The organism is Chitinophaga sp. 10T418 (assembly GCF_056394125.1).
The window spans coordinates 45,288-69,238 of the sequence record NZ_JBFTHG010000013.1; the positions used below are offsets into that span (position 1 = coordinate 45,288).

At 44.8% G+C, this 23,951-nt stretch carries 22 protein-coding genes and 3 tRNA genes; 18 read left to right on the top strand and 7 right to left on the bottom strand.

Going from position 1 to position 23,951, the window contains the following annotated elements:
* The first annotated feature begins 32 nt into the window (after positions 1–32).
* From AC1DCV_RS29270 to AC1DCV_RS29300, 7 genes are all read left to right on the top strand, one after another.
* Positions 33–854, top strand: a complete 822-nt coding sequence (locus AC1DCV_RS29270) for a purine-nucleoside phosphorylase (RefSeq protein WP_477026497.1) — start codon at positions 33–35, stop codon at positions 852–854.
* 19 nt (positions 855–873) lie between these two features.
* On the top strand, positions 874–2,853 hold the full coding sequence (locus AC1DCV_RS29275) for a putative porin (protein ID WP_477026498.1): 1,980 nt from the start codon (positions 874–876) through the stop codon (positions 2,851–2,853).
* A gap of 129 nt (positions 2,854–2,982) precedes the next feature.
* Complete coding sequence (locus AC1DCV_RS29280; protein ID WP_477026499.1) at positions 2,983–3,372, top strand: HYC_CC_PP family protein; 390 nt, start codon at positions 2,983–2,985, stop codon at positions 3,370–3,372.
* Between the two features lie 83 nt (positions 3,373–3,455).
* Complete coding sequence (locus AC1DCV_RS29285; RefSeq protein WP_477026500.1) at positions 3,456–4,001, top strand: heavy-metal-associated domain-containing protein; 546 nt, start codon at positions 3,456–3,458, stop codon at positions 3,999–4,001.
* Between the two features lie 14 nt (positions 4,002–4,015).
* Positions 4,016–4,879 (top strand): hypothetical protein, encoded by an 864-nt coding sequence (locus AC1DCV_RS29290; RefSeq protein WP_477026501.1) that lies wholly within the window; start codon positions 4,016–4,018, stop codon positions 4,877–4,879.
* Positions 4,880–5,455, top strand: coding sequence for a helix-turn-helix domain-containing protein (locus tag AC1DCV_RS29295; RefSeq protein ID WP_477026502.1), 576 nt, complete (start codon positions 4,880–4,882; stop codon positions 5,453–5,455).
* Positions 5,456–5,709: 254 nt separating this feature from the next.
* On the top strand, positions 5,710–7,380 hold the full coding sequence (locus AC1DCV_RS29300) for a L,D-transpeptidase family protein (protein WP_477026503.1): 1,671 nt from the start codon (positions 5,710–5,712) through the stop codon (positions 7,378–7,380).
* Between the two features lie 101 nt (positions 7,381–7,481).
* On the opposite strand, the gene AC1DCV_RS29305 is transcribed toward AC1DCV_RS29300, so the two are convergent.
* Both AC1DCV_RS29305 and icd read right to left on the bottom strand, forming a co-directional pair.
* Positions 7,482–8,711 carry an NADP-dependent isocitrate dehydrogenase gene (locus AC1DCV_RS29305; protein ID WP_441577415.1) on the bottom strand — a complete coding sequence of 410 codons (1,230 nt, stop codon included), beginning with the start codon at positions 8,709–8,711 and terminating at the stop codon, positions 7,482–7,484.
* A 258-nt stretch (positions 8,712–8,969) separates the two neighbouring features.
* A complete protein-coding gene (gene icd, locus AC1DCV_RS29310; RefSeq protein WP_477026504.1) occupies positions 8,970–10,238 on the bottom strand; it encodes an NADP-dependent isocitrate dehydrogenase in 1,269 nt (422 codons plus the stop codon).
* Positions 10,239–10,427: 189 nt separating this feature from the next.
* On the opposite strand from icd, the gene AC1DCV_RS29315 reads away from it, so the two are divergent.
* The 6 genes from AC1DCV_RS29315 to AC1DCV_RS29340 all read left to right on the top strand — a co-directional run bounded on the left by AC1DCV_RS29315 (position 10,428) and on the right by AC1DCV_RS29340 (position 14,853).
* Positions 10,428–11,033 (top strand): SGNH/GDSL hydrolase family protein, encoded by a 606-nt coding sequence (locus AC1DCV_RS29315; RefSeq protein ID WP_477026505.1) that lies wholly within the window; start codon positions 10,428–10,430, stop codon positions 11,031–11,033.
* Between the two features lie 43 nt (positions 11,034–11,076).
* Positions 11,077–11,745 (top strand): flavodoxin reductase, encoded by a 669-nt coding sequence (locus AC1DCV_RS29320; RefSeq protein WP_477026506.1) that lies wholly within the window; start codon positions 11,077–11,079, stop codon positions 11,743–11,745.
* 176 nt (positions 11,746–11,921) lie between these two features.
* Positions 11,922–12,659 carry a LiaF transmembrane domain-containing protein gene (locus AC1DCV_RS29325; protein WP_477026507.1) on the top strand — a complete coding sequence of 246 codons (738 nt, stop codon included), beginning with the start codon at positions 11,922–11,924 and terminating at the stop codon, positions 12,657–12,659.
* Between the two features lie 50 nt (positions 12,660–12,709).
* Positions 12,710–13,063 (top strand): DUF4288 domain-containing protein, encoded by a 354-nt coding sequence (locus AC1DCV_RS29330; protein ID WP_477026508.1) that lies wholly within the window; start codon positions 12,710–12,712, stop codon positions 13,061–13,063.
* Between the two features lie 10 nt (positions 13,064–13,073).
* Complete coding sequence (locus AC1DCV_RS29335) at positions 13,074–14,138, top strand: sensor histidine kinase (RefSeq protein WP_477026509.1); 1,065 nt, start codon at positions 13,074–13,076, stop codon at positions 14,136–14,138.
* The gene (locus tag AC1DCV_RS29340; RefSeq protein WP_477026510.1) at positions 14,116–14,853 is read left to right on the top strand and encodes a LytR/AlgR family response regulator transcription factor; all 738 of its coding nucleotides are present in this window, start codon (positions 14,116–14,118) and stop codon (positions 14,851–14,853) included. The genes AC1DCV_RS29335 and AC1DCV_RS29340 overlap by 23 nt, the downstream gene beginning before the upstream one ends.
* Before the next feature lie 182 nt (positions 14,854–15,035).
* Here the strand turns inward: AC1DCV_RS29340 and AC1DCV_RS29345 are convergent, their stop codons facing one another.
* From AC1DCV_RS29345 to AC1DCV_RS29355, 3 genes are read right to left on the bottom strand one after another with little or no spacing between them, the layout of a single operon-like run.
* A complete protein-coding gene (locus AC1DCV_RS29345; protein ID WP_477026511.1) occupies positions 15,036–15,428 on the bottom strand; it encodes a thioesterase family protein in 393 nt (130 codons plus the stop codon).
* A gap of 31 nt (positions 15,429–15,459) precedes the next feature.
* Entirely contained in the window at positions 15,460–17,364 is a 1,905-nt protein-coding gene (locus AC1DCV_RS29350) for an Nramp family divalent metal transporter (protein ID WP_477026512.1), read from the bottom strand.
* Between the two features lie 29 nt (positions 17,365–17,393).
* Positions 17,394–18,053 (bottom strand): metal-dependent transcriptional regulator, encoded by a 660-nt coding sequence (locus AC1DCV_RS29355; RefSeq protein WP_477026513.1) that lies wholly within the window; start codon positions 18,051–18,053, stop codon positions 17,394–17,396.
* Between the two features lie 131 nt (positions 18,054–18,184).
* Here AC1DCV_RS29355 and AC1DCV_RS29360 point away from each other — a divergent pair, with 131 nt between their 5' ends.
* The 4 genes from AC1DCV_RS29360 to AC1DCV_RS29375 all read left to right on the top strand — a co-directional run bounded on the left by AC1DCV_RS29360 (position 18,185) and on the right by AC1DCV_RS29375 (position 19,822).
* The gene (locus AC1DCV_RS29360; RefSeq protein WP_477026514.1) at positions 18,185–19,126 is read left to right on the top strand and encodes a hypothetical protein; all 942 of its coding nucleotides are present in this window, start codon (positions 18,185–18,187) and stop codon (positions 19,124–19,126) included.
* Positions 19,127–19,529: 403 nt separating this feature from the next.
* Positions 19,530–19,604: transfer RNA gene (locus AC1DCV_RS29365), tRNA-Val, on the top strand.
* A 39-nt stretch (positions 19,605–19,643) separates the two neighbouring features.
* Positions 19,644–19,718, top strand: a tRNA-Val gene (locus AC1DCV_RS29370).
* A 29-nt stretch (positions 19,719–19,747) separates the two neighbouring features.
* A tRNA-Val gene (locus AC1DCV_RS29375) sits at positions 19,748–19,822 on the top strand.
* Between the two features lie 582 nt (positions 19,823–20,404).
* Here AC1DCV_RS29375 and AC1DCV_RS29380 read toward each other — a convergent pair.
* Positions 20,405–21,148 (bottom strand): hypothetical protein, encoded by a 744-nt coding sequence (locus AC1DCV_RS29380; RefSeq protein ID WP_477026515.1) that lies wholly within the window; start codon positions 21,146–21,148, stop codon positions 20,405–20,407.
* A gap of 235 nt (positions 21,149–21,383) precedes the next feature.
* Positions 21,384–23,525 (bottom strand): cation:proton antiporter domain-containing protein, encoded by a 2,142-nt coding sequence (locus AC1DCV_RS29385; protein WP_477026516.1) that lies wholly within the window; start codon positions 23,523–23,525, stop codon positions 21,384–21,386.
* A 109-nt stretch (positions 23,526–23,634) separates the two neighbouring features.
* On the opposite strand from AC1DCV_RS29385, the gene AC1DCV_RS29390 reads away from it, so the two are divergent.
* Positions 23,635–23,943: an ATP-dependent Clp protease adaptor ClpS gene (locus AC1DCV_RS29390; RefSeq protein ID WP_441577401.1), complete on the top strand. Its 309-nt coding sequence runs from the start codon at positions 23,635–23,637 to the stop codon at positions 23,941–23,943.
* Positions 23,944–23,951: the final 8 nt, after the last annotated feature.

The following is a 23,951-nucleotide window of genomic DNA, read 5'->3' on the forward strand; positions in this document are numbered from 1 at the left end:
TTAAATCCGACTTTTAATTAATGTATAAACAGATGAGTGAACTAACAGCAAAGATCACAGCAGCGGGGGAATATATCAGCAAATTCTGGCAAGATAAGCCGGTAGCGGGCATCATATTGGGCAGCGGACTGGGTAACCTGACCGGTGAAATAGAAGGTAGCGTGGAAATTCCATACAGCGACATCCCACATTTTCCTGAATCTACTGTAGAAGGACATTCCGGTAAATTAATCCTGGGATACATGCAGGGCAAGCCTGTAGTGGCCATGGCAGGACGTTTTCACTTTTATGAAGGATTTTCCATGCAACAGGTAACTTTTCCTGTTCGGGTCATGAAGGCACTGGGAATCCATACATTATTTATTTCCAACGCGGCCGGAGGCATGAATCCAGCCTTTAACGTGGGGGATCTGATGATCATCCGCGATCATATTAACCTGCAGCCGGAGCATCCGCTGCGTGGTAAAAATGAAGATACCCTGGGCCCCCGGTTCCCGGATATGAGCGAACCTTACGCCAAAACCCTGATAGATGCTGCCAATAAAATTGCGGCAGCCAACAATATATCATTACATAGCGGCGTATATGTAGGCGTGCAAGGGCCTACCTTTGAAACCAGGGCAGAATACAAATACATGCATATCATCGGTGGTGATGCTGTAGGTATGAGTACCGTGCCTGAAGTAATTGTAGCGGCACATGCCGGCCTGAAAGTATTTGCCATGAGTGTGATTACCGATATCGGTATCCGGGAGGAGGAAAATGTGATTACCCATGAAGAAGTACTGGCGGCTGCAAAAGCAGCAGAACCTGGGCTTACGCTTATCTTTAGTGAATTAATCCGGCAACTATAAACGCTTTTGTTACTTTCGGATGAGGCAAATTTTCATTTTCATAGCCCTGCTGTTTTTTTGCGGGAATCAATTAAAGGCCCAGTTTAACTCGGGACGCCTGAATAATATGGGTGGCGGCGGAGGCGGCGGTAGTAGTAAAATGCAACGGGACACCGGAAAGCATGAACACGAGCTGGATACGCTGACTATTAGCTACCAGGCCCTGGGCGACCCTTCTTATTATAAGATAGATTCTTCTGTAGCTGATTTTCAAACCAACTACCTGAAGGTGCCTTCCAGTTACGCTACCACCGGTAATACCGGCGGTGCTGCGTATAATATGATATACTCACCGCTGATGAAACCCGGATTTGATGCCGGTTTTCACTCGTACGATATCTATTCCAATTCCCACAAGGATGCCCGCTTTTACTATACTACCCGCCCCTACACAGAGCTGCAGTACCTGATAGGGAGCAAACAGGAACAGGTAATCGGACTATCGCATACACAGAATCGTACGGAACGTTTCAACTTTGCTTTCGACTATCGCAAAATAAATGCACCGGGATATTATCGTACCCAGAATACCAATCACGATATTTACCGGCTTACAGCCCGTTATCAGAGCAAAAACAAGCGTGCGCATACCTACATGAGCTTCTACTATAATAAGATCAATGGAGGGGAGAATGGAGGGCTTAAGTACGATTCTCTGATGCTGGATAACAACTACAAGCAACGTAAAAGTCTGCCGGTAAATCTGGGTAATAATACGTCACAGGCCTACGCTTTCTTTGGCGGCGGTACACTGCCGGTGAAATCCAGCTACCGGGAAACAGGTTTCCTCATACAGCAACAGTACGACTGGGGCAGGGGCGACAGCATTCATGTGAACGATACCACCGATTATTACAGGTATGAGCCGGTATTCCGTGTGCAGTACACCTTTAATTACCAAAATGATGACTACGGGTTTATAGACAGCAGTCCGGATACGGCCTTTTATACCAAACACTATAATTTTATTCCCAGCGATACGGTTAATGCGCAGCATAAGTGGAAGCTGATTTCCAACGATATCTCCCTGATACAGTTTCCGGTACGTGGTAACCAGGGGCATTTCATTAACCTGGGTGCGCGGTTTGAAAGTATTACCGGTACCTTCCTCGATGCTGATATTAATTTCACTAACCTCGCAGTACACGGGGAATACCGTAACAAAACCCGTAACCAGAAATGGGACTTCTCCGCAAAGGGCGAATTTTATGTAGTAGGCCAGAATATTGGCGACTACGGCGTATATGGTACCTTACGCAGGCATATTAATGACCTTTTGGGAGATGTGCGCCTGTCGATGAATAACGTAAACCGCGAGCCTTCTTACGTGTACAAGTACTTTAACAGTAACCGGGATGCCTGGTATAATACCAGCCTGGCTAAAGAAAATGTTACCCAGCTGCAGTTTGCCACCGATAATGCAAAACTGAAATATACCCTGGCCGTGAATTATTTCCTGTTCACGAACTATACTTATTTCAAGGATTACTACCACAGCGACCAATATGGCTCCCTGTTTAACCTGTTGCAGATAACATTCAGCAAGAAATTTGTAATCGCGCCATTTGCCTGGTATGTGGATGTGGCCTTCCAGCAATTGCATGGCAACGGACCATTAAACGTACCCACTTTCTGGACACGCAACCGTTTCGCATTTGAGAAAAGGTTATATACTAACCTGAACCTGATCACTGGTATTGAAGCACGGTACAATACCGGCTACTATGCAGATGATTATTCCCCGCTGACAGGTCAGTTTATTTATCAGCATTCACAGAAAATCAGTAATCCTTTACCGGATATTGCGGCATTCGCCAACTTCCGTATTAAATCCTTCTCCGCATATGTACGCGCAGAAAATTTGAATACGTTTATCACCAATAATAACTACGCAGCTCCTTTATACCCCTATAACAACTTCGCCTTCAGAGTGGGGTTGAGATGGTGGTTTATTAACTAGCGCAAAGCGTAAGGCAAAAAGCTATTGTGTAGAAGATAACAGCGAAATATCGGCTTATTCTTTCTACACAATAGCTTTTTGCTTTATGCCTTTCGCTTTCTGCTTTTTTAGCTATATTTGTGTTTCATCATGAAACGATTTTTTGCCATATTATTTGCAGTCTTGTACACCACGCTTACCAGCGGGTTTGCGGTAAATGTGCATTACTGCATGGGCAAACTGGCATGCATTGAGTGGCAGGATGCTTCAGCGGATCTGTGCCAGATATGCAAAAAGCCGTCAAAAGGCATGGATTGTTGCAAAGATGAATTTAAGTTTTGTAAAGTCACTGAATCGCATCAGGCTGCCAAAGCCCTGCAGCAGGACTTTAGCATGACCACCCATATGCAGCTGCCGGTAAGGATATTAACCGTACCTGCATTACCCGTATCAAAAATACTGGCTGGCGACTATCACCATGATCCGCCAGATCTCGCCTCCACCCCCATTTTTCTTCGAAACTGCACTTTCCTGATCTGATTCAGCTGTTTTTGTAATACCCGCTTTTCGCGGAACGACAAAGCAACGGCTGTAATTTCTCATTTATTTAATTTAATCAGATCATGAAAACGATAGCTATTATATTGCTCTCACTGGGCTTAACTTTTGGCGCAAATGCACAATTCAAAAAAGCCAGCGTACATGCTACCGGCCTTACCTGCGCCATGTGTTCCAAAGCAACTTATGAAGCACTGGAATCACTGCCTTTTGTAGATAAAATAGACACAGACCTGGATAACACCACCTTTGTACTGACCTTCAAAACCGGTGTACCGGTGGATATTGACGCCATTAAGGCAAAAGTGGAAGATGCCGGTTTTTCAATAGGTAAACTGGTGATGACCGCCAATTTTGATGCAGTAAATGTGCAAAACGATGCACATATTAGCTTCGCCGGCAGTACCCTCCACTTTATGGATGTGAAGAACCAGGTGCTGAGCGGTGATAAAAACATTACGGTGATCGACAAGGATTTTGTTTCTACCAAACAGTTTAAAAAATTCAGTACCGAAACAACTATGCCCTGCTATAAAACAGGCATGATGGGCGACTGCTGTAAAACCAATACCGGGGCAGCATCCGGCAGGATTTATCACGTTACCATTTAATATTTGTTTGGTATATGAAGAAATTTATAATGATAGCAGTGGCGATCATTGCCGGTACCGGCATTGCAGCAGCCCAGGAATTATACGTTAATACGGAACCGGCGAGTAATATGCCCGCTAATTCCCTTGGAATAAGACTCACCAATAAGTTCTTTAACATGGAGCATTCCGGCGATGTGGGAATGCGTTTTGAACCGGAAGTGATGTGGGGTGTAAATAAAAGACTCATGGTGCACGTACTGGGGTATGCCTCTAATATGATGCAGTCTTCCATCCGGGCAGAAGGTGGTAGCATTTATGCGAAATACCGTTTCCTGTCGTTGGATCAGCAGCATGCACATTTCAGGATGGCGGCTTATGTAAGAGGTTCCGTGATCGACAATCCATATTATCCTGTTATGCCGACGGGCACACATGCGATGCGTCCTTATGATAATGAGGAACTGGACCTGGAGGGCGCTACTTCCGGCGTAAATGGTGGTATTATTGCTACGCAGCTGTTGCATAAACTGGCGTTGTCTACAACGTTGGGGTATTCACGTTATATGAATAATGTGAAGGATAATATTCCGGAAAACTTTTCTAAGAATTCAGTAAATTATAGTCTTTCCGCCGGGTACCTGGTACTGCCTGTAAAGTATAAAAGCTTTCAGCAAACCAATTTAAACCTGTATGTGGAATTACTGGGAAAAACCAATACAGACTTAATGGGTCGTGGTTCTTACCTGGACATTGCCCCCGCCATACAGTTTATATTCAACAGTACCACACGACTGGATTTGTCTTACCGCTCTCAGTTGGCAGGAGACATGACGCGTAACACGTTCAACTCCTTTTTAATCAGGTTTGAACATAACATTTTTAATATTAAAAAATAAATGATGGCCACAACAGATCTGTTTATAAAAAATATGGTTTGTCCGCGTTGCATCAAGGTGGTAACAGCAGCCATCGCCGCGGAGCAGCTGGACATCCGGGATATACAGCTGGGCAAGGTGACAGTGGCAGGAAAGGTGTCTGAAAAGCAATTGCAACAGCTATCTGCCACCCTGGAAAAAGAAGGTTTTTTATTGATAGATGATAAAAAACAGCAACTGATCGCCGGCATAAAAAGCATTGTAGTGCAGGCGGTACATCATTCTGAGCTGGATGAAATGAAAGAAAACTTTTCCACTTTACTGGCAGGGAAGTTGCAGAAAGATTATCACTATCTCAGTAATCTTTTTTCAGAAACAGAAGGCACTACCATTGAGCAATATATTATTCAGCAGAAAATTGAAAGAGTAAAAGAGTTGCTGGTGTACAACGAATTAAGTTTAAGTGAAATTAGTTACAAGCTGGGATACAGTAGTGTAGCGCATCTTTCCGCTCAGTTCAAAAAAGTTACCGGTTTAACACCAAGTAAATTTAAACAATTGAAAGCCCCTGAGCGTATACCATTAGATAAGATATAGTATACCCATAGGCGTGAGATATTAGAAGTTAGTTGTTTTAGTTTTAGTTTAAAAAGAGGCTGCTGCACACCGTGGCCTCTTTTTTAAAAATCTTCACATGAAAAAGATCTTAACAGGTATATTAAAGGTATTACAGTCATTGTTTATGAAAAAAGACTGTTGTAAATAATACGTATTTGTACGCAAACTTTCCGGGTAAAATTTCCTGCACAGTATTTGTAAATCCCTATCTTTACTATAGCGATTAACTGCAAATGAAGTACAAAATTTATATTATCGGTTTGTTATGCGGATCTGGAGCGTGCTTGTTGTTAGCCTGTGTCAATAAAAAAAAGCATACCGCCCCCAAACAAAAACAGATTGTAGCAAACATCAGACAACTGGATGAAGTGATAACAGATAATATCACGGAACGTTTGTCTGCACTCAAAGACAATGAAGGTGAATTGGAAGACAGCCTTTTGGCGTTCCGTCCCTCCGCTATTCAGGAATTTTATGGCGCCGATAAACCGTCCGGGCACTGGTCCAGGGATGGTGTGGTCAATCCCGCTGCAGATTCGATGTTGTATATGATACAGCATGCGGAAGATGTAGGGTTATTGCCTGCCCAGTATCATGCACCTGCGCTCACCACCGCCCTGGAGCAGATCAGCAGTGATGCTACTGCCAAAAAGGACGCGGCTTTGTGGGCAAAAGTGGATATACTGATGACAGATGCCTTTATGAAAATGGCCTCTGACCTGCGTTTTGGCGTAGCGCCTCGTGACAGTGTTACCCTCAAAAGAGATTCGGTGTTTACAGACGCTCAGCTGATTACAGCCCTGCAACAGGCTTTGGCGGAGAAAAATGTGTCCACCATTCTTCATGCGCAGGAACCTGTACACCCGGGGTACGTAGCACTGAAAGAAGGTATACAAACCTTCAAATCAAAATATGCTAATTATCACTGGGATACCTTACCGCTGAACTATACGGATACTGTGGCTTTCAGGCAATTGGTGATCAATCGCCTGGTACAAAGCGGACATCTGGATACCACCGGTCGTGCAACGGATACGACTATATTAAAAACTGGTATTAAAGCTTTTCAGAAAGAGTTTAATATTTATGTTGATGGCGTAGCAGGTAAAAGAACCGTAATTGCATTGAATCGTTCTATCCACGACTGGATTATGCAGGCAGCTGTAAACCTGGACAGGTGGCGTAAACTGCCGGATACTTTGCCGTCACAGTATATTATGGTGAATCTTCCCGGTTATACATTGCGGGTAGTAGATAGTGGAGAAGTAAAGCTGGAGTCGCGCGTGATTGTGGGTACACCACGTACACGTACACCGCTGCTGAACTCCTATATGACTAACTTTATGATGTATCCTTACTGGAGAGTACCCTACAGTATTGTGTTCAAGGAAATGCTGCCAGCTATTAAAAAGAATGTGGGCTATCTCGCTTCTAAAAACCTGGAAGTAATTGATAAGGATGGTAACACCGTAGATCCTGCCACCATTGACTGGACGAAAATGGGCAAAGGTCATTTCCCCTACGTGTTACGGCAGATGGACGGTATTGATAATTCCCTGGGAATCATGAAATTTAATTTCCGCAACAAATACAGCGTATACCTGCATGACACCAATAACCGTGGTTTATTCAAAAATTCCATGCGTGCTATGAGTCATGGTTGTGTGCGGGTACAGCAATGGGATAGCCTGGCGCAGTACCTGGTACGTGCGGACAGTCTGAGACATAGCGGTGATAGTATTCGTGTATGGCTGGCGCGGGAAGAAAAGAAACAGGTAGATCTGCCTAAACATATTCCTATTTACCTGCGTTACTTTACCGCAGAAGGACAGAATGGTAACCTTGTTTTCTTTGATGATATTTATGGAGAAGATAAAGTACTACGCAAGAAGATGAAAATGTAAACAGCTATTAGCTTTTAGCCTTTAGCAAAAATGCAGCGGAGATCATATGATCTTCGCTGCATTTTTGCTAAAGGCTAAAAGCTAACTGCTAATAGCTATTTCTATGCTAGTTTCGCTTTCAGCGCTGTGTCCAGGGCATCCAGGAATTCCTCGGTGTAGAGGTAATGTTTACCATGTTCTACTTTGTTACCGTGGATACAAACTGCCAGATCTTTTGTCATTTTACCACTTTCTACGGTTTCAATACAAACCTGTTCCAGTGCAGTACAGAAGTTGATCAGCGCCTGGTTGTTATCCAGTTTACCACGGAATTCCAGGCCGCGTGTCCATGCAAAGATGGAAGCGATTGGGTTGGTAGAAGTTGGTTTGCCAGCCTGATGCTCGCGGTAGTGGCGGGTTACAGTACCATGTGCGGCTTCTGCTTCCATTGTTTTACCATCCGGAGTGATGAGGGTAGAGGTCATCAGACCGAGGGAACCAAAACCTTGTGCAACAGTATCTGATTGTACGTCGCCATCGTAGTTTTTACAAGCCCATACAAAGTTACCATGCCATTTCAGTGCGCTGGCTACCATGTCATCAATCAAACGGTGCTCATAAGTTAAGCCGTGTGATTCGAAGGTAGTTTTGAATTCCTGTTGATAGATTTCTTCAAAGATATCTTTAAAGCGGCCATCATATTTTTTCAGGATGGTATTTTTGGTACTCAGGTACAAAGGCCATTTTTTCATCAGTGCCTGGTTGAAACATGCACGTGCAAAGCCTTTGATAGACTCATCGGTGTTGTACATTGCCAATGCAACGCCATCACCTTTGAAGTTGTATACTTCGTGTTCAATTACTTCACCGTTTTCACCTTCAAATTTGATGGTGAGTTTACCTTTTCCTTTAGTAACGAAATCGGTAGCGCGGTACTGATCACCGAAAGCATGACGACCAATACAGATAGGAGCTGTCCAGTTAGGCACCAGGCGTGGAACATTGCTCATAACGATTGGCTCACGGAAAACGGTACCATCCAGGATATTACGGATAGTGCCATTCGGTGATTTCCACATTTGCTTCAGTTTGAATTCCTTTACGCGGTCTTCATCCGGAGTAATGGTAGCGCATTTGATACCTACGCCTACTTCCCTGATCGCATTGGCTGCATCAATGGTTACCTGGTCGTTGGTAGCATCACGATGCTCCATGCCCAGATCATAATATTTAATTTCAACATCCAGGTATGGAAGTATCAGTTTGTCCTTGATGAATTTCCAGATGATTCGTGTCATCTCATCACCGTCCAGTTCGACTACCGGATTAGCAACTTTAATTTTTTCTGCCATTTCGGGTTTTTTAAAAAATTAGATTAAAAGCAATTCGCAACAATTATTCAGCGGGTCCCTTTCGGGATAATCACGAAAAATACGAATAGCTATGTTAAAAACAAAATAAGAAAGAAAGGTTTTTTTGGGAGCTGAAAGCATAAAGCAGAAGGCAAAAAGCTATTGTAGCGAATCATCAGGGCGTATAGATATAATATCCGCTTAGATGATTCGCTACAATAGCTTTTTGCCTTCTGCTTTATGCTTTCAGCTTTATGATTAATGCATTTGCTTGATTACTTCATCCGCAAATTCGCTGGTTTTTACCAGGGTGGCATCATCCATCAGGTTGTAGAAGTCGATGGTAACGCGTTTGCGCATGATGGCTGTGCTGAGGCCATGAACAATGATCTCTGCTGCTTCTTTCCAGCCCATATATTCCAGCATCATTACGCCGCTCAGGATCACTGAGGATGGATTCATGGTGTTGGTGTTGGCAAAGCGTGGAGCTGTACCATGTGTAGCTTCAAATACGGCATAACCGGTAATGTAGTTGATGTTGGCGCCGGGAGCAATACCAATACCACCTACAGCAGCAGCGAGTGCATCAGAAATATAGTCACCGTTCAGGTTCAGCGTAGCTACCACAGAATAATCCTGTGGTGCCAGCAGGATCTGTTGGAGGAAGTTATCTGCGATCACATCTTTGATTAGCAGTTTTCCTTTTGCCAGTTCTACTTTCAGTTCTTTGTTAGCTTCTTCTTCACCCAGTTCTTTCTTGGTTTTTTCCCAATGTTCCCAGGTGTATACATAATCGCCAAATTCTCTCTCCGCCAGTGCATAGCCCCAGTTTTTGAAACCACCTTCGGTGAATTTCATGATGTTGCCTTTATGTACAATGGTAACAGAAGAACGTTTGTGTTCCAGTGCGTAGCTGATAGCAGCACGTACCAGTCTTTCCGTTCCTTCTATTGACACGGGTTTAATACCCAGTGAAGAAGTTTCCGGGAACCTGATCTTTTTAACACCCATTTCATTTTGCAGGAAATCGAGCAGTTTTTTAGCTTCAGGTGTACCAGTCATGTATTCAATGCCGGCATAGATGTCTTCCGTGTTTTCGCGGAAAATCACCATGTCAACTTTCTCCGGATGTTTCACTGGAGAAGGTACTTTGTTGAACCAGCGTACGGGCCTTACACAGGCGTAGAGATCCAGTTCCTGGCGCATAGCAACGTTCAGGGAGCGGATACCACCACCCACAGGAGTAGACAGGGGGCCTTTAATAGACACCAGGTATTCCTTCAGCGCATCCAGTGTAGCCTTTGGCAGCCATTCACCTGTCTGCTGGAAGGCTTTCTCACCTGCCAGTACTTCTTTCCATTCAATTTTCCGATCACCACCATAGGCTTTTTCAACAGCCGCGTCGAATACACGAACACTGGCTCTCCAGATGTCCGGACCTATTCCGTCGCCTTCTATGAATGGTATGATTGGTTGTGCAGGGACCTGTAACAGGCCATTGTTCATCGATATTTTTTCTGCCGGCATAAAACGGTTTCTTATGCGTTACGTAATTGTTGTAATCGGGTGCAAAGGTAACGCTTTTCCCTTTAAAGACGGGGTAGTTTCTTGTCTTATTGTGCAAATTCTCCACCTGCATATAACTTTTTGCTTATGTTAGGATTAATGTTATTTTGCTGCACATTTTTCGGCAGCAACAAAATCTCAGATACCACCATGACTCCCATTACATATCTCGCCCTGGGTGATAGTTATACTATCGGTGAACAGGTAACGGAACCCGAACGTTTCCCGGTGCAAACGGTCGCTCTACTGCGCCAGCAAGGCTTTTCCGTAGAAGATCCCCGGATAATAGCCACTACCGGCTGGACCACAGATGAACTGGAAGCAGGTATTACTGCTGCACATATTACACAAACATATGATATAGTAACATTGCTCATAGGTGTCAACAACCAATACCGTGGCTGGTCTTTATCACAATATGAAACTGAATTTACAGACCTGTTGAAAAAAGCAATTGCTTTTGCCGGTAATGAGCCTTCCCATGTGGTGGTATTGTCTATTCCTGATTGGGGTGTTACTCCTTTCGCGGCAGACCGTGACCGGCGGCAGATTGCCGTGGAAATAGATGCTTATAATGCTGCCAACAAAGCCATTGCAGCACAAATGAAGGTTCCCTATCTTGATATCACTGCTTTTACCCGTGAAGCTTTACATGATAAAGACCTGGTAGCAGCAGATGGTTTACATCCTTCCGGAAAAGATTACAGCCGCTGGGCGGCTGCGCTGGCGCCGTTGTTACAGCGGGCTTTGCACTAAGTCAAAAAATACGCTACATTCATACATAAGAAAACCTAAACCGATGGAAAGCCATATCGTCAAAATTCTTGCAGTTACCCCAGTAACGCATAATGTGCACCAATTTACAGTCGAAAAGCCCCAGGGATATACCTTTGTCCCCGGTCAGGCCACAGAAGTTTCTATCAACAAACCGGGATGGGAAGAAGAAAGACGCCCCTTTACCTTTACCAGTCTCACTGAATGGGAGCAACTGGAGTTTACCATTAAAATATATGATGAGCACAACAGCGTTACCCACGAACTGGGACAGCTGAAAGCCGGAGATGAACTGATTCTTCATGACGTATGGGGTACCATACATTATAAAGGAGAGGGCGTGTTTATTGCCGGAGGCGCCGGTGTAACCCCATTTATTGCCATCTTCCGTGATTTACAAAACAAAGGGCAACTGGGCACTAACCAGTTGATCTGTTCCAATAAAACCCTGGGTGATATTATTTTGAAAGATGAATTTGAAGGGATGCTGGGCAAACGTTTCATTAATACACTGACAGCGCAGGAAGTTCCGGGTTATGACCATCATACTATTGATGAAAGCTATTTAAAAGAGAAAATTACCAACTTTGATCAGCATTTCTATATCTGCGGCCCTGACCCTATGGTACAGCAATTAAAAGCCATCCTGACCAAACTGGCAGGAAGTGAGGCGCTGGTAACGGTGGAAATATAGGCTGGGAAACATTGCATGGGTTCGGTATTTTTAACTAATTGTTAACCGGTTAAAAGACACCGGCGGTTTTTACCGGTAATTTCCTGCTTTTTACCGGTAAGTGTACCTGCTTAGCCTAAACCCTGTTTTGAAAGAGAACAACCCGTTCTACATTTGTATCATAAATAACAAGACAAATGAAAAACGAAGATATAGAGGAATCAAGAAAAAAGAGCAGAGCCGTTGGAGGCGCTATCCTGGTAATTATAGGCACCGGCCTGTTGTTACAGCGTTTAGATCTTGATCTTCCCAACTGGTTGTTTTCCTGGCAAATGATCCTCATTGCCATTGGTATCGTTTTAGGTTTCCGGCATAATTTCCGGATGGGTGGATGGATGGTGATGGTAGCAATTGGCGGTATTTTCCTGGCCGGGGAAATCCAGGCCTGGCCTTATGATACGGCACGCTTTATCTGGCCGGTAGTGATGATTGGAGTGGGTGTTATCGTGATCTTTAAAAGAAATTACTCCACGAAGGAATGGTCAGACCGGAAGAAGCAGTTTGGCGCCAGTATCGCATCCGCCAGTGGCGATGATGTTATCGATGCAACCGCAATTTTCGGTAGTGTAGATAAAGTGATTATGTCTAAAAACTTCAAAGGAGGCGATGTGACTTCCATTTTCGGAGGTACCGTGCTTAATTTTATGAAGGCAGATATAGATGGCACTGCAAAGCTGGATGTTACAGCCATTATGGGAGGATGTGAAATCATCATACCGGCAAACTGGAAAGTGAAGATGGATGTGACAACCATTATGGGCGGTGTGGATGATAAGAGGTATCTGGATACGATCCCTTCTACTGGTCCGGAAAAGCTGCTGATACTGACAGGTACCTGTATTATGGGCGRCCTGGAAATAAAAAGTTACGCMTAAGGAAACCACCATATCTCACCCTTCTATCTCCAACTTTTAAATCTTTTTTTATGCATTGGTTTGTTGCGAAAGTAGTATATCAGATCATCTGCGGAGACGGCAATCACACTCCGCAATTTGATGAACAATTAAGATTGATTAGTGCTCTTACTAAGAAAGATGCTTGTGACAAAGCCCGTGAAATTGGTATGCAGGAGCAGTACGCCTTTAAAAATCAACAACAGGAACTGGTACAGTGGAAATTCATCAACGTACCGGAAGTATATACCCTGGATCAGCTGACAGATGGTATGGAACTGTATTCCCGCATCGAAGAACCGGGAGATCCTAATTCCTATATCGCCTGGTTACAGATGAAATCAGCCCAGTTGCAGGGACAACAATATTTTGAACTCAACGTATAAAACCACTGTTTTGGTAAAGCAATTCATAAAAGGTAATTCCTGGTGGTCTTTTCTCTGTTCCTTTGCAATATGGATGCTGATTTACGGAGGATTGCTGTACTACTGGTTTGATATTCCCTTAGCACAGTCCATTATAGACAGTTGCGTACACGTCATCTTACTGGGAGCTGCCAGCATCATCATCAGTCATAACGTAGCCTATTATCGTCCGGCTGCAGGCACCATGAAGTTTGGTTATGTGGCGGTGGTGAGTTTTGCTTTATCCGTATTGTGGGTGTGTTTGAGCCGTTGGTTATTGGTTACTGCTTTTCCTAAAGATCCGGTGTACCTGGGATGGTTGAACAGTGCAATTCCCATTCACGCACTCACAGGATGGATGCTGATAGCCGGAATCGGTCTTAGAAGCCAGATGTGGTACGATATCTCAGAGCAGCAGGAAACTATGCAACGCAAAGAGGCCACCGAAAAAATAGTGAGAGAGGCAGAACTCTTTAAACTACGGCAACAGTTGCAACCGCATTTCCTGTTTAACAGTCTCAATTCCATTAACGCATTGATCATGCTGCGTCCGAAAGAGGCCAGGGAAATGGTATTGAAGCTCTCCGACTTTTTACGCGGATCGCTGAAACGGGAAGATGATCAATGGATTACCTTATCGGAAGAACTGAAGTATTTGCAGCTCTACCTGGATATTGAAAAAGTACGTTTCGGACATCGTTTAACCACTACCGTTATACCCGATGAAGATGCAGAGAGAATGCTTATGCCGCCGATGTTGCTGCAACCAGTAGTGGAAAATGCCATCAAATTCGGACTATACGATACTACCGGCGAAATTACGATCAGCATAAAATCGTGGATGCAGGACGGTATGTTACATATATCGATACAAAATCCATTCGACAACGAATTACAACAACCAAACAAAGGCACAGGATTTGGCCTGAATTCAATACAGCGGAGGCTTTACCTGTTGTTCGCACGGCAGGACCTCTTAGATACATCCGCTCACGAAAATATTTTTACCACAATTATCAAAGTACCACAAACCCATGATAAAAGCAGTAATAATTGATGATGAACCTTTGGCCCGTGAGGTGGTGAAAGAATACCTGCTGAATTTTCCGCAGATATCAGTGATGCAGGAATGTAATGATGGATTCGAAGGATTAAAAGCCATACAGCAACATCAACCCGATATTGTTTTTCTGGATATACAGATGCCTAAGATCACCGGCTTTGAAATGCTGGAACTGGTAGAGAATATGCCGGCAGTTATTTTTACCACTGCTTTCGAAGAACATGCCATTAAGGCCTTTGAAGTACACGCAGTAGATTATTTACTGAAACCTTTTTCCAACGAACGTTTTGATAAGGCGGTACAAAAGTGGCTGGACCAGCTACAGACGCCTGTTGCCAATACAGAAGCGCTGCTGGAAACCGCCGCTGCTAACCCGGTGCAAAGCAATCGGGTGGTGATTAAGCTGAATGGTAAAATCAAGATCATTCCTGTGCAGGATATTCATTACCTGGAAGCAGCAGATGATTATGTGAAAATTGTGACGCAGGAAGGTAGTTTTCTGAAAAACAAAACCATGTCATTCTTTGAGAAAATGCTCGATTCGCAACAGTTTACACGTGTGCATCGCTCTTATATTCTCAATGTAAACCAGGTAACCCGCATCGATCCTTACGAGAAGGAAAACCACCTGGCTATTTTACGCAGTGGCGCCAGGGTATTGGTAAGTAAAACAGGATATCCCAGGCTGAAAGCCGCATTGGGATTGTAATTTATATTTTGAAAGAGGTGTGCTTGGAAGATATCAGAAGGGCTGCTTGTTTCACTGATTTTTTTGATAGGAAGAGGACGTTTTAGATGAACTATTGTTTATAGAAGTTTTAGAAGAAGATGAACGGGGATTTACGCAAATGTTTTTGTGTAAATCCCCGTTTATCTTTTGAAATTAGTTATTCACGTTAATCCCGCAAATAGCTGCTCCAGCTTTTCTTTTTTTAATATTTTCTGCACCTGTATGCCGCTGGCAATCATCCTGCCGTTGGATACCGCTTCATAGCTGCAGGTGATTTCGTGATGATGTATACCGGTGATAGTGGCGGTAAATGTAACCTCACTGCCTATGAGTGCAGGAGACAGGTGATCTACCGTGAGCCGACTGCCTATTCCTTCTTCTGTATCGTCTTTCATTTCCATTACAAACAAACGGCAGCACCATTCTGCATCTCTTGCCAGTGCAAAGGTGGCATAAACCGGATGTACGTTGCCGCTGTCGAAGCTGGCGCAATCTTCTGTCCGGACCAGGCGGCTGAAATGTTTGGTATCACCGGGTTTAAATAGCTGCTGCATAAAATGACTGCATTGAATTTAAAAAGATCCATTATTTACGGCTTGCTTCCTGGTACCACTGTACCACCAGTACCGGTACTTTTACCTGGTGTCTTACCTGGTTAGCTGTTTCGCCGTAAAGCCAGTCTTTAAAGCCTTTGTGGCCGTGTCCACCCAATACGAGGAAGTCGCAGTTTTCTTCTTTTACGATGCGTGCAATTTCCCTGGCACGTCTGCGAAAACCGAGTACACCTTTTGCTTCGATGTTGCGGCTTTTCAGCAGCGCCAGATAGGTGTCCAGTTGTTCCTGGTCGCGGCGTGTTTCTAGGTCATCGGAGTCATGGCCGAAGTATTTGGCGGAAGCACTTTCCACAATATGAATGAGTACGTACTGCGTATGCTCGTTACCGTGAGCAATGGCGTTGGTGACAATTTCCCTGTCTTTGGTAGTAAAGTCGAGCGCCATCGCAATGCGGCGGTAGACCGGCTTTTCCATGTCGCCAAGGGATACCTGGGTAGTGTGGATACCAGCGGCAGCATCATCGCGGTAGCGGCTGCGCAGCGGGTAAATGATGGTGATGAAAAGCAGCACGATAAAACCGGCGCAACCGGCCAGTATGAGTCCATCTACCAGAATATTTCCTGTGCCGGTCATATAGCTGATGGCTTCTGTAAATACCATCCGCATATTAAGGTACACCAATAAAATGGTGACGGCCCAACTGAAAATTTTGGTGGTAGTAGAGATGGCAAAGATGCCCATGGTTTTTTTATCGCTTACAAAATGGATCAGCGGAATAATGGCGAAGCCCAGTTGCAGACTGAGTAGTACCTGACTAAATACCAGCAGCGCGCCTACTTCGTTGTCGCCAGCAATGATGATGGTTAGCAGCGCAGGGATGATGGCGAGCAGTCGGGTAATAAGTCTGCGTAACCATGGATTGATGCGCAGGCGCAGGTAACCTTCCATTACTATTTGTCCGGCGAGGGTGCCGGTAACAGTAGAGCTTTGACCGGCAGCAATCAACGCTACTGCAAAGAGTATGGGGGCTAGTTTGCTGCCTAGTAACTGATCGAGTAATTTATGTGCATCCTGTATTTCAGCTACATCAGTGCGGCCACTTTTAAAGAATACGGCGGCGGCCAGTATGAGTATTGCTGCATTTACCAGGAATGCGAGGTTAAGGGCAATGGTGCTATCCAGGAAGTTCATGCGGATGGCCTGCTTAATGCCGGCATCATCTCTTTTTATTTTCCGGGTTTGTACCAGTGCGGAGTGCAGGTACAGGTTATGCGGCATAACGGTGGCGCCTATAATACCAATAGCAATATAGAGGGCGGTGTTATCGGGGAGGGAAGGAATGAAGCCTTTGACTACTTCGCCCATTTGCGGTTTCACGAGGATGAGTTCTATCAAGAAGGAGGCGCCTACAATGGCTACCAGCGAGATGATAAACCCTTCCATTTTACGGATGCCATAACGCTGCAGAATGAGCAGGAGAAAGGTATCCAGTACAGTGAGACTAACACCCCAGATGAGTGGCAGGCCGGTGAGTAACTGAATACCGATGGCCATACCGAGTACTTCTGCCAGGTCGGTGGCAGCGATGGCAATTTCCGCCAGTACATATAAAATGAAATTGATAACGGGAGGATAGGTTTCACGGTTGGCCTGGGCGAGGTCGCGGCCGCGTACAATGCCAAGGCGTGCGCTGAGACTTTGCAGCAGCAGGGCCATCAGGTTACTCATGAGGAGTACCCACAGCAGTTTATAACCATACTGACTGCCGCCGGCCAGATCTGTGGCCCAGTTGCCGGGATCCATATAACCTACACTTACCAGGTAGGCAGGCCCAAAGAAGGCAAAGATTTTTTTCCACTTGGATTTTCCGTTGGTTTCTACACTCTGATGTACCTCACTTAACGATGTTGATGAATGTGTGTGCTCGATGCTCATAGTATACTGGAGTTCCTTATTCGTAATGTTTAAACGGGTCTTACCATAATATGTTTAGCAACCTGCTCACTGATGGTGATGGCCGGATGCTGTTTCAGTTTTATTTCAATAGAGTTATCGTATTCGTAATGGGCCACAATTTCCAGCTGGGTGCCCAGCTTAATGCCTTTGGCATTCAGGAAGGYGAGTAGCGCGGTAGATTGATCGCTAACGGCAGTTACTACCAGTCTTTTAGCATTGGCCTGATCCAGCGAGGTTTGTGGTCGCGGTTTGGCCAGTTTGCCGTTGGCATCCGGGATAGGGTCGCCATGCGGGTCTATTACGGGGTTGCCCAGGAAATCACTGAGGCGGTTGGTGAGTTTTTCACTGCGCACATGTTCCAGCTCTTCCGCCAGTTCGTGTACTTCTTCCCAGCTAAAGGATAGTTTATCTACGAGGAAACATTCCCACAGGCGGTGGCGTCTTACAATTTGTAATGCTGCTTTTCTGCCTTCGGGAGATAGGATGATACCCTGGTATTTCTCATATTCGATCAGCTTTTTCTCTTTCAGCTTTTTTGCCATGTCTGTTACCGATGCCGGTTTGGTATCCAGTTCATAGGCCAGTGCGTTTGTGCTCACCGCCTCATCGCCTTCCTGCAGTTTATAAATGGATTTAATATAGTTTTCCTCCGAAACCGATAAATTCATGTTATCTAAAATATTATTTAGACAAATCTAAATAATAAATCCGAACTTTTTCCTATCCGGTATGTTTTTTGATTTTTAGGGCTCACATATAAAAATTATATCTAACTTTTCGCCCAGAACTAACTTTTCTAATGAAGCGTTTCCTTTTATTATTACTGGCAATTGGTGTTTTAGCAGCCTGCAAATCGAAGAAAAAGCCAGGCAGTGGCGATGAACCAATGACATTTGAAGACTTCCAGGCATTATTTACGCCCGGCACCCTGCCTTATAAGCTCACCGCTGATACGCTGCAGCTGGAAATGGCGGACTCCCTGGCACTGGACACTGCAGCGATGCGGTTTTTAACAGATACACTGACCAAGGGAGATTTCTCCAGAAGTGAAAAGGTGAACTACTTCCCCCTGCAACGTATCCCGGGTAATACCGTGAATTATATGGTGGTAAAGGCGGAAGGCAGGTCGCAGTCAGTCGGCTATCTCTGCTTCCTGAATAAGAAAGGGAAATACCTGAACAGGATCCGTGTAGCCAATACCGGTAGTCCGGACGGCACGCTGATGTCATTGCAGCTGGACAGTAAAAATGTGATTAAAATCAGCAGTGAGAAAAGGCTCTCCGGTACCCGTAGTGCCCTGAAAGAGGACTTCTATATGGTAAATGCTGATGGCACTGTAACGCTCATTATGACTAACTCTAACGGGCCAACGAATGCCGGGCAGATATTTAATCCTATTGACACCCTGCCACGCAAGAATAAATTTTCCGGTGATTATACCTCCGGAGATATGAACATCGTATCAATCCGGGATGGTGAGGATGGAAAGACCTTCCAGTTCTTTATTACTTTCACAAAAGATAATGGTAATTGTAAAGGAGAACTGAGCGGTAAAGGTCATTATTTGGCAGGCAACAGGGGAGGATATAAAGACAAAGAATCTTCCTGTGGGATTTCATTTCAGTTTTCATCCGGCCGTGTAAATATCCGTGAAATTGGTGGCTGTGGTGCATATAGAGGCATTAAATGTTTCTTTGAAGGTGGCTTTGTGAAAAAGGCGGAGAAGAAGAAAAAGAAGTAAGGAGTGTACTTATCAGCTTTGGCTGAAGCGTATTTAAATGAATAAAATTTGTTGACAGGGCTGGCCGGTTAATGGCCGGCCCTGTTTTATTTAATGCAGTTGATCACAACAAGCTGCACGTACTTTTTAATCTACTGTTTTTCATCTTCCCCAACAGTGGTCTTACCTGCACATTATTGATGCAAAATATATGTAAGTGCAAATGCATGTGCTCTTTTTTATTTCAGGAAATTGAAATTTTATTTTTCCTGAAATGATTTGTGGTAAAGGATTTGGAGTCTGTTTGTCTATATGTGTTCAACTCATTTTTTACTCTTTTTTCAAAAAATATTTGGTAGAATAAGAATAGTTTATACCTTTGCAATCCCATCGAACAAAAGGGACGATCGGTAAGAAACAAAAAGGGAGCTTAGCTCAGCTGGTTCAGAGCATCTGCCTTACAAGCAGAGGGTCACTGGTTCGAATCCAGTAGCTCCCACATCCGTTTTTTTGACATTTTTTTCCAAAGATCTTTAGAGGGAGCTTAGCTCAGCTGGTTCAGAGCATCTGCCTTACAAGCAGAGGGTCACTGGTTCGAATCCAGTAGCTCCCACACTACATCACACACCCTTAAAGATCTTCGGGAGCTTAGCTCAGCTGGTTCAGAGCATCTGCCTTACAAGCAGAGGGTCACTGGTTCGAATCCAGTAGCTCCCACACTACACACAAATTGAAAAGGTCCTGCAGAAATGCGGGACCTTTTTAGCTTTTAGCCATTAGCTTTTAGCTTTTAGAAAAAATGCAGCGGAGATAGACATATATATTATGGATCAAGCCGAAAGCTTGGGGATAGCGTGAATTTTAAGCATTCAGTTTAGTCAATCTATAAAGGAAAAATGCTACAGATCCAAGCCTGCCAGCTGCCCGAAAGCCTTCATTACGGATATTTTAGAACGACTTTTATCTTCGTTGTCTCTAAATACGCTTTTAAGATATAGTGCATTAAGCCCCCCATCATTATAGTCAGCATTACCTTTTCATTATGTAGACACCGTCGAGCTTATACTTAGCACCCGCTTTGCACCTATAGAAACAGTGCAGGAGAGGTGGACTTGATGCGGGGATGAGTTTCGGATGTATAACCGGGATGAAATTGCATCAGCAAATGGATGGAGGTCGGAACTGGCCATAGGAGGACTGCTTCCCTACCAGGGGGGAGCTGCGGAAAGAGATGTACTATTGAAAGGAAGTTGGTATAAGGGGTTTATTTATCAAAATATCTCCGGGGGCAAGATCGCTTTATTCCAGTTGAATGACAGCTGGATATGCATATGTATAGGCAAGTTTGGGAAGCAATTTCGTCCGCTTTGGGTAAGTGCGTTTATGAGCATATTTGGGTACCTGTGGGGCTGCCACTGCAATAATATCGGCCGCCATATATTGCCTGTTGCCTGATGAGCCGTCTTTGTATAGGGCTCTTACCTGGAAAACCACTACCAGTGAGCCCTCCCCGGGTACATCCAGCGAAACATTTGTTTCCTGGAAAGTGGTATCGGGGGCGATCATTAGCGTAACCGTTTCGCTACCTGCCACCTGACGTGACTTAAAATCAATACGCATTGCGATCACTTTTACTTCCAGGGCAACAATGCCTTTATGCCCAGCGATGGTTTGTGCGGGAATATTTAATATCCCATTAGGGAGAAGGCGGGGAGCCACCGGAAAAAAGCGATCTACCCCGGTATGCTGATTGAAGCGGAAGCCTGTGATGGCTTCGTGATGATCGCCGGCAGCAATGAGTACCTTGTTGAGACGATTGATGTGACCGCCGTCACAATGGATATCCAGGTGAGTGTAGAAAGCATGACGAATAAAAGCACCTTTCCTGCTGGCGATGCCGAAGCGCCGGGATGCGCGGCGGGTAGCAGCCGTTTGCTGCACGCTTTCCGGCATGCTGCGCAGGAAGTATTCGCCATTGCGCTTATACCCAATGAGATTCCCGAGTTTTCCCGTAAAAGAAATGACAGACATTTGTTTTGCCATGGGAGATTATTTTGATTACTATAAATATAAGATAATCCGGGGGAACCTGTTTTCGGGACAGATGGAAGATTAGCTACAAGGTGTGTAATGGATATTGTTTAATATTCAACGATGATCAGCTTTTAGCCATTAGCTTTTAGCTTTTAGAAAAAATGCAGCGGAGATAAACATATATACTATGTGCTCCGCTGCATTTTTTCTAAAAGCTAAAAGCTAATGGCTAAAAGCTGGTTCGCTATTTCTTAAATATCCGCTTCACGGCTTTACCCAGTTTATTCAGATTTGCAATTTGTTCCTGTATAGGCGCCAGCGTGAGATCTTCCGGTTGGAGGCCTGCCTCCAGTGAATTAAATTCTCTTTGTTCGGGATATAGCAGGATCACGTTATTATCTTTAAAATGACGCTCCAGTTTAGCGGGAATGCTGTCCATGTAGGCATGATAGGAAAGCGTGCTTTTACGCGCAGTAACCACTACTACCAGGTCATCCCGGGTGATTTCCCTGGAAAGAATCAGGAAGTCTTCTATGGTATCAAACTGACGGAAGCTGAGATCTACGCTCATTTTGGACTTCTCGGCAAATGCTTCTGTAATCACCTGCGTTTTTGCACTACAGAACACCAGTAGCCTGGCGCCCGCCTGTTTGGCCAGCATAAACATTTTTTGCAGGTAATGCAGGAAGCCCAGCTCGTACTCGGCATTGGGTGGCATCACCAGCACCATTTTCTTGGTGGTGTTTAGGGGAGAATGGAAGTTACACACATATACGGTTTCCCATACCCGCTGTAATACGTTATCAAGTGTAGTTCCAAAGATGTTGCCCAGCCAGCGGTCGGTGGTGCTGGGTCTGTCTGTCCAGCCCAAAACCACATCACTGATCAGCAGTTCTTTCGTTGCCCGGGTAATGCCATCAGATACGTTCAGATCTATACGGGTCACTACCTGTACAGGGCTTTCGGTGGCGGCAGCATGAATTACCGCCTTTTCCAGCATCTTATTGGTGAGTTGTATTTTTTCTTTCGCCTCATCATTATCCTGTACCACAGCCAATGGATAAATTGGGGTGGAAGTACTGGTATCCTTGATCATTACAGCAAAGTCGAGGAGCGCTTCAATGCGGTCCGGGTTAGACACGGGTACCAATATACGCTCCGGTTGATCCGGTGCATCCGGCTTGCTCTCAGCTTCCTGGATTGCCAGCCGGCGGCCTGCATTTTCTGTTACAAAAGAACCCACCAGGCAGGTAATCAGGATAAGGATGACGGTGCCATTCAGTACATGTTCATCTACAATCCCCATATTGTAACCAATGAGTATCACTGCAATGGTGGCGGCAGCGTGCGCACTGCTCAACCCAAATATGACATTACGTTGGGTAGGACTGTATTTAAAAGCAAGCTGGGTAAAAAATGCTGCCAGCCATTTGCTGCTGAGTGCCATGATGGTGAGTGCGCCTGCAATGATGAGGGCTTCAGGACCTTTCAATAGTACCCGCAGATCTACCAGCATGCCCACACTGATCAGGAAAAAAGGAATGAACAGGGCATTGCCTACAAATTCAATGCGGTTCATCAACGGGGAGGTATGTGGTATGAGCTGGTTCAGTGCCAGCCCTGCCAGGAACGCTCCGATAATACCTTCTACGCCAGCCAGTTCGGCCAGAAATGCCGATGCAAATACCAATGCCAGCACAAATATGAAATGCGAGGTTTTATCGTCCTTTATTTTCTTAAAAAACCACCTGCCGAGCATTGGCATCAGCCAGAGGATAATAACGGCAAAAATGGTCAGGGAAATGCCCAAACGCACCCAAAAATAAGTATTCAGGTTGCCCGCCTGTGCTCCGGTGATGATGGCCAGTATCAGCAATACGGCTGTATCGGTGATAATAGTGCCGCCCACGGCTACGGTAACGGCTTCGTTTTTAGTGATGCCCAGTCTGCTGGCCAGTGGATAGGCTACCAGGGTATGCGTGGCAAACATGCTGGAAACCAGCAGGGTAGCCATAAAGTTAAAATGCAGCACATAGGTGCATACCACAAACCCCATGGTCAGCGGTATGAAAAAGGTGAAAGCTCCGAATACCATGCTGCGGTAGCGGTTTTTGCGAAACTCCGTCATATCCAGTTCCAGGCCCGCCAGGAACATAATATATAATAACCCTGCTTTGGCAAACAGGTCAATACTGCCTTTTTCAATGATTTTGAAACCATGGTCTCCTATCAGCATACCCGCAATGATCAGCCCTATAATGCTGGGTATCCGCAGCTTGCGCAGGAGAATAGGTGCCAGCAGTATAATAAACAATACCAGCGAAAAGATCGGTACAGGATCTTTCAGCGGTAAATTCGTATCCATCAGTAAAACCAGTCCTTTCATTATAACCATTTTTTATGCTCAGATGTATGCCAAAATCAGTAACTCCAGCTTTAAATATGGATAAATTAACGAATAATCCATGTAATTTTGTGTAAAGCTTTTTTTAAAGATGAGCGATCGTACAAGTACAAAAGGATTACCCGAAGAAGAGGTAGACGTGCTGGTGGCGGAAGATGAGCAATATCCGTTTAGCCTGGTAGTCTGGAATGATGAAGTAAATACATTTGATTGGGTCATATCTTCCCTGATGGAGGTTTGCGGGCATACGCATGAGCAGGCCGAACAGTGTGCCATGATTATCCATTTTAACGGAAAATATGCCGTAAAACAGGGTGAATACATCAAGCTACGCCCTTTATGTGAAGCTTTGCAGGAAAGAGGGCTGAGTGTTACGATTGAAGAAATGGCAGGCAGCTGATCCGCGAT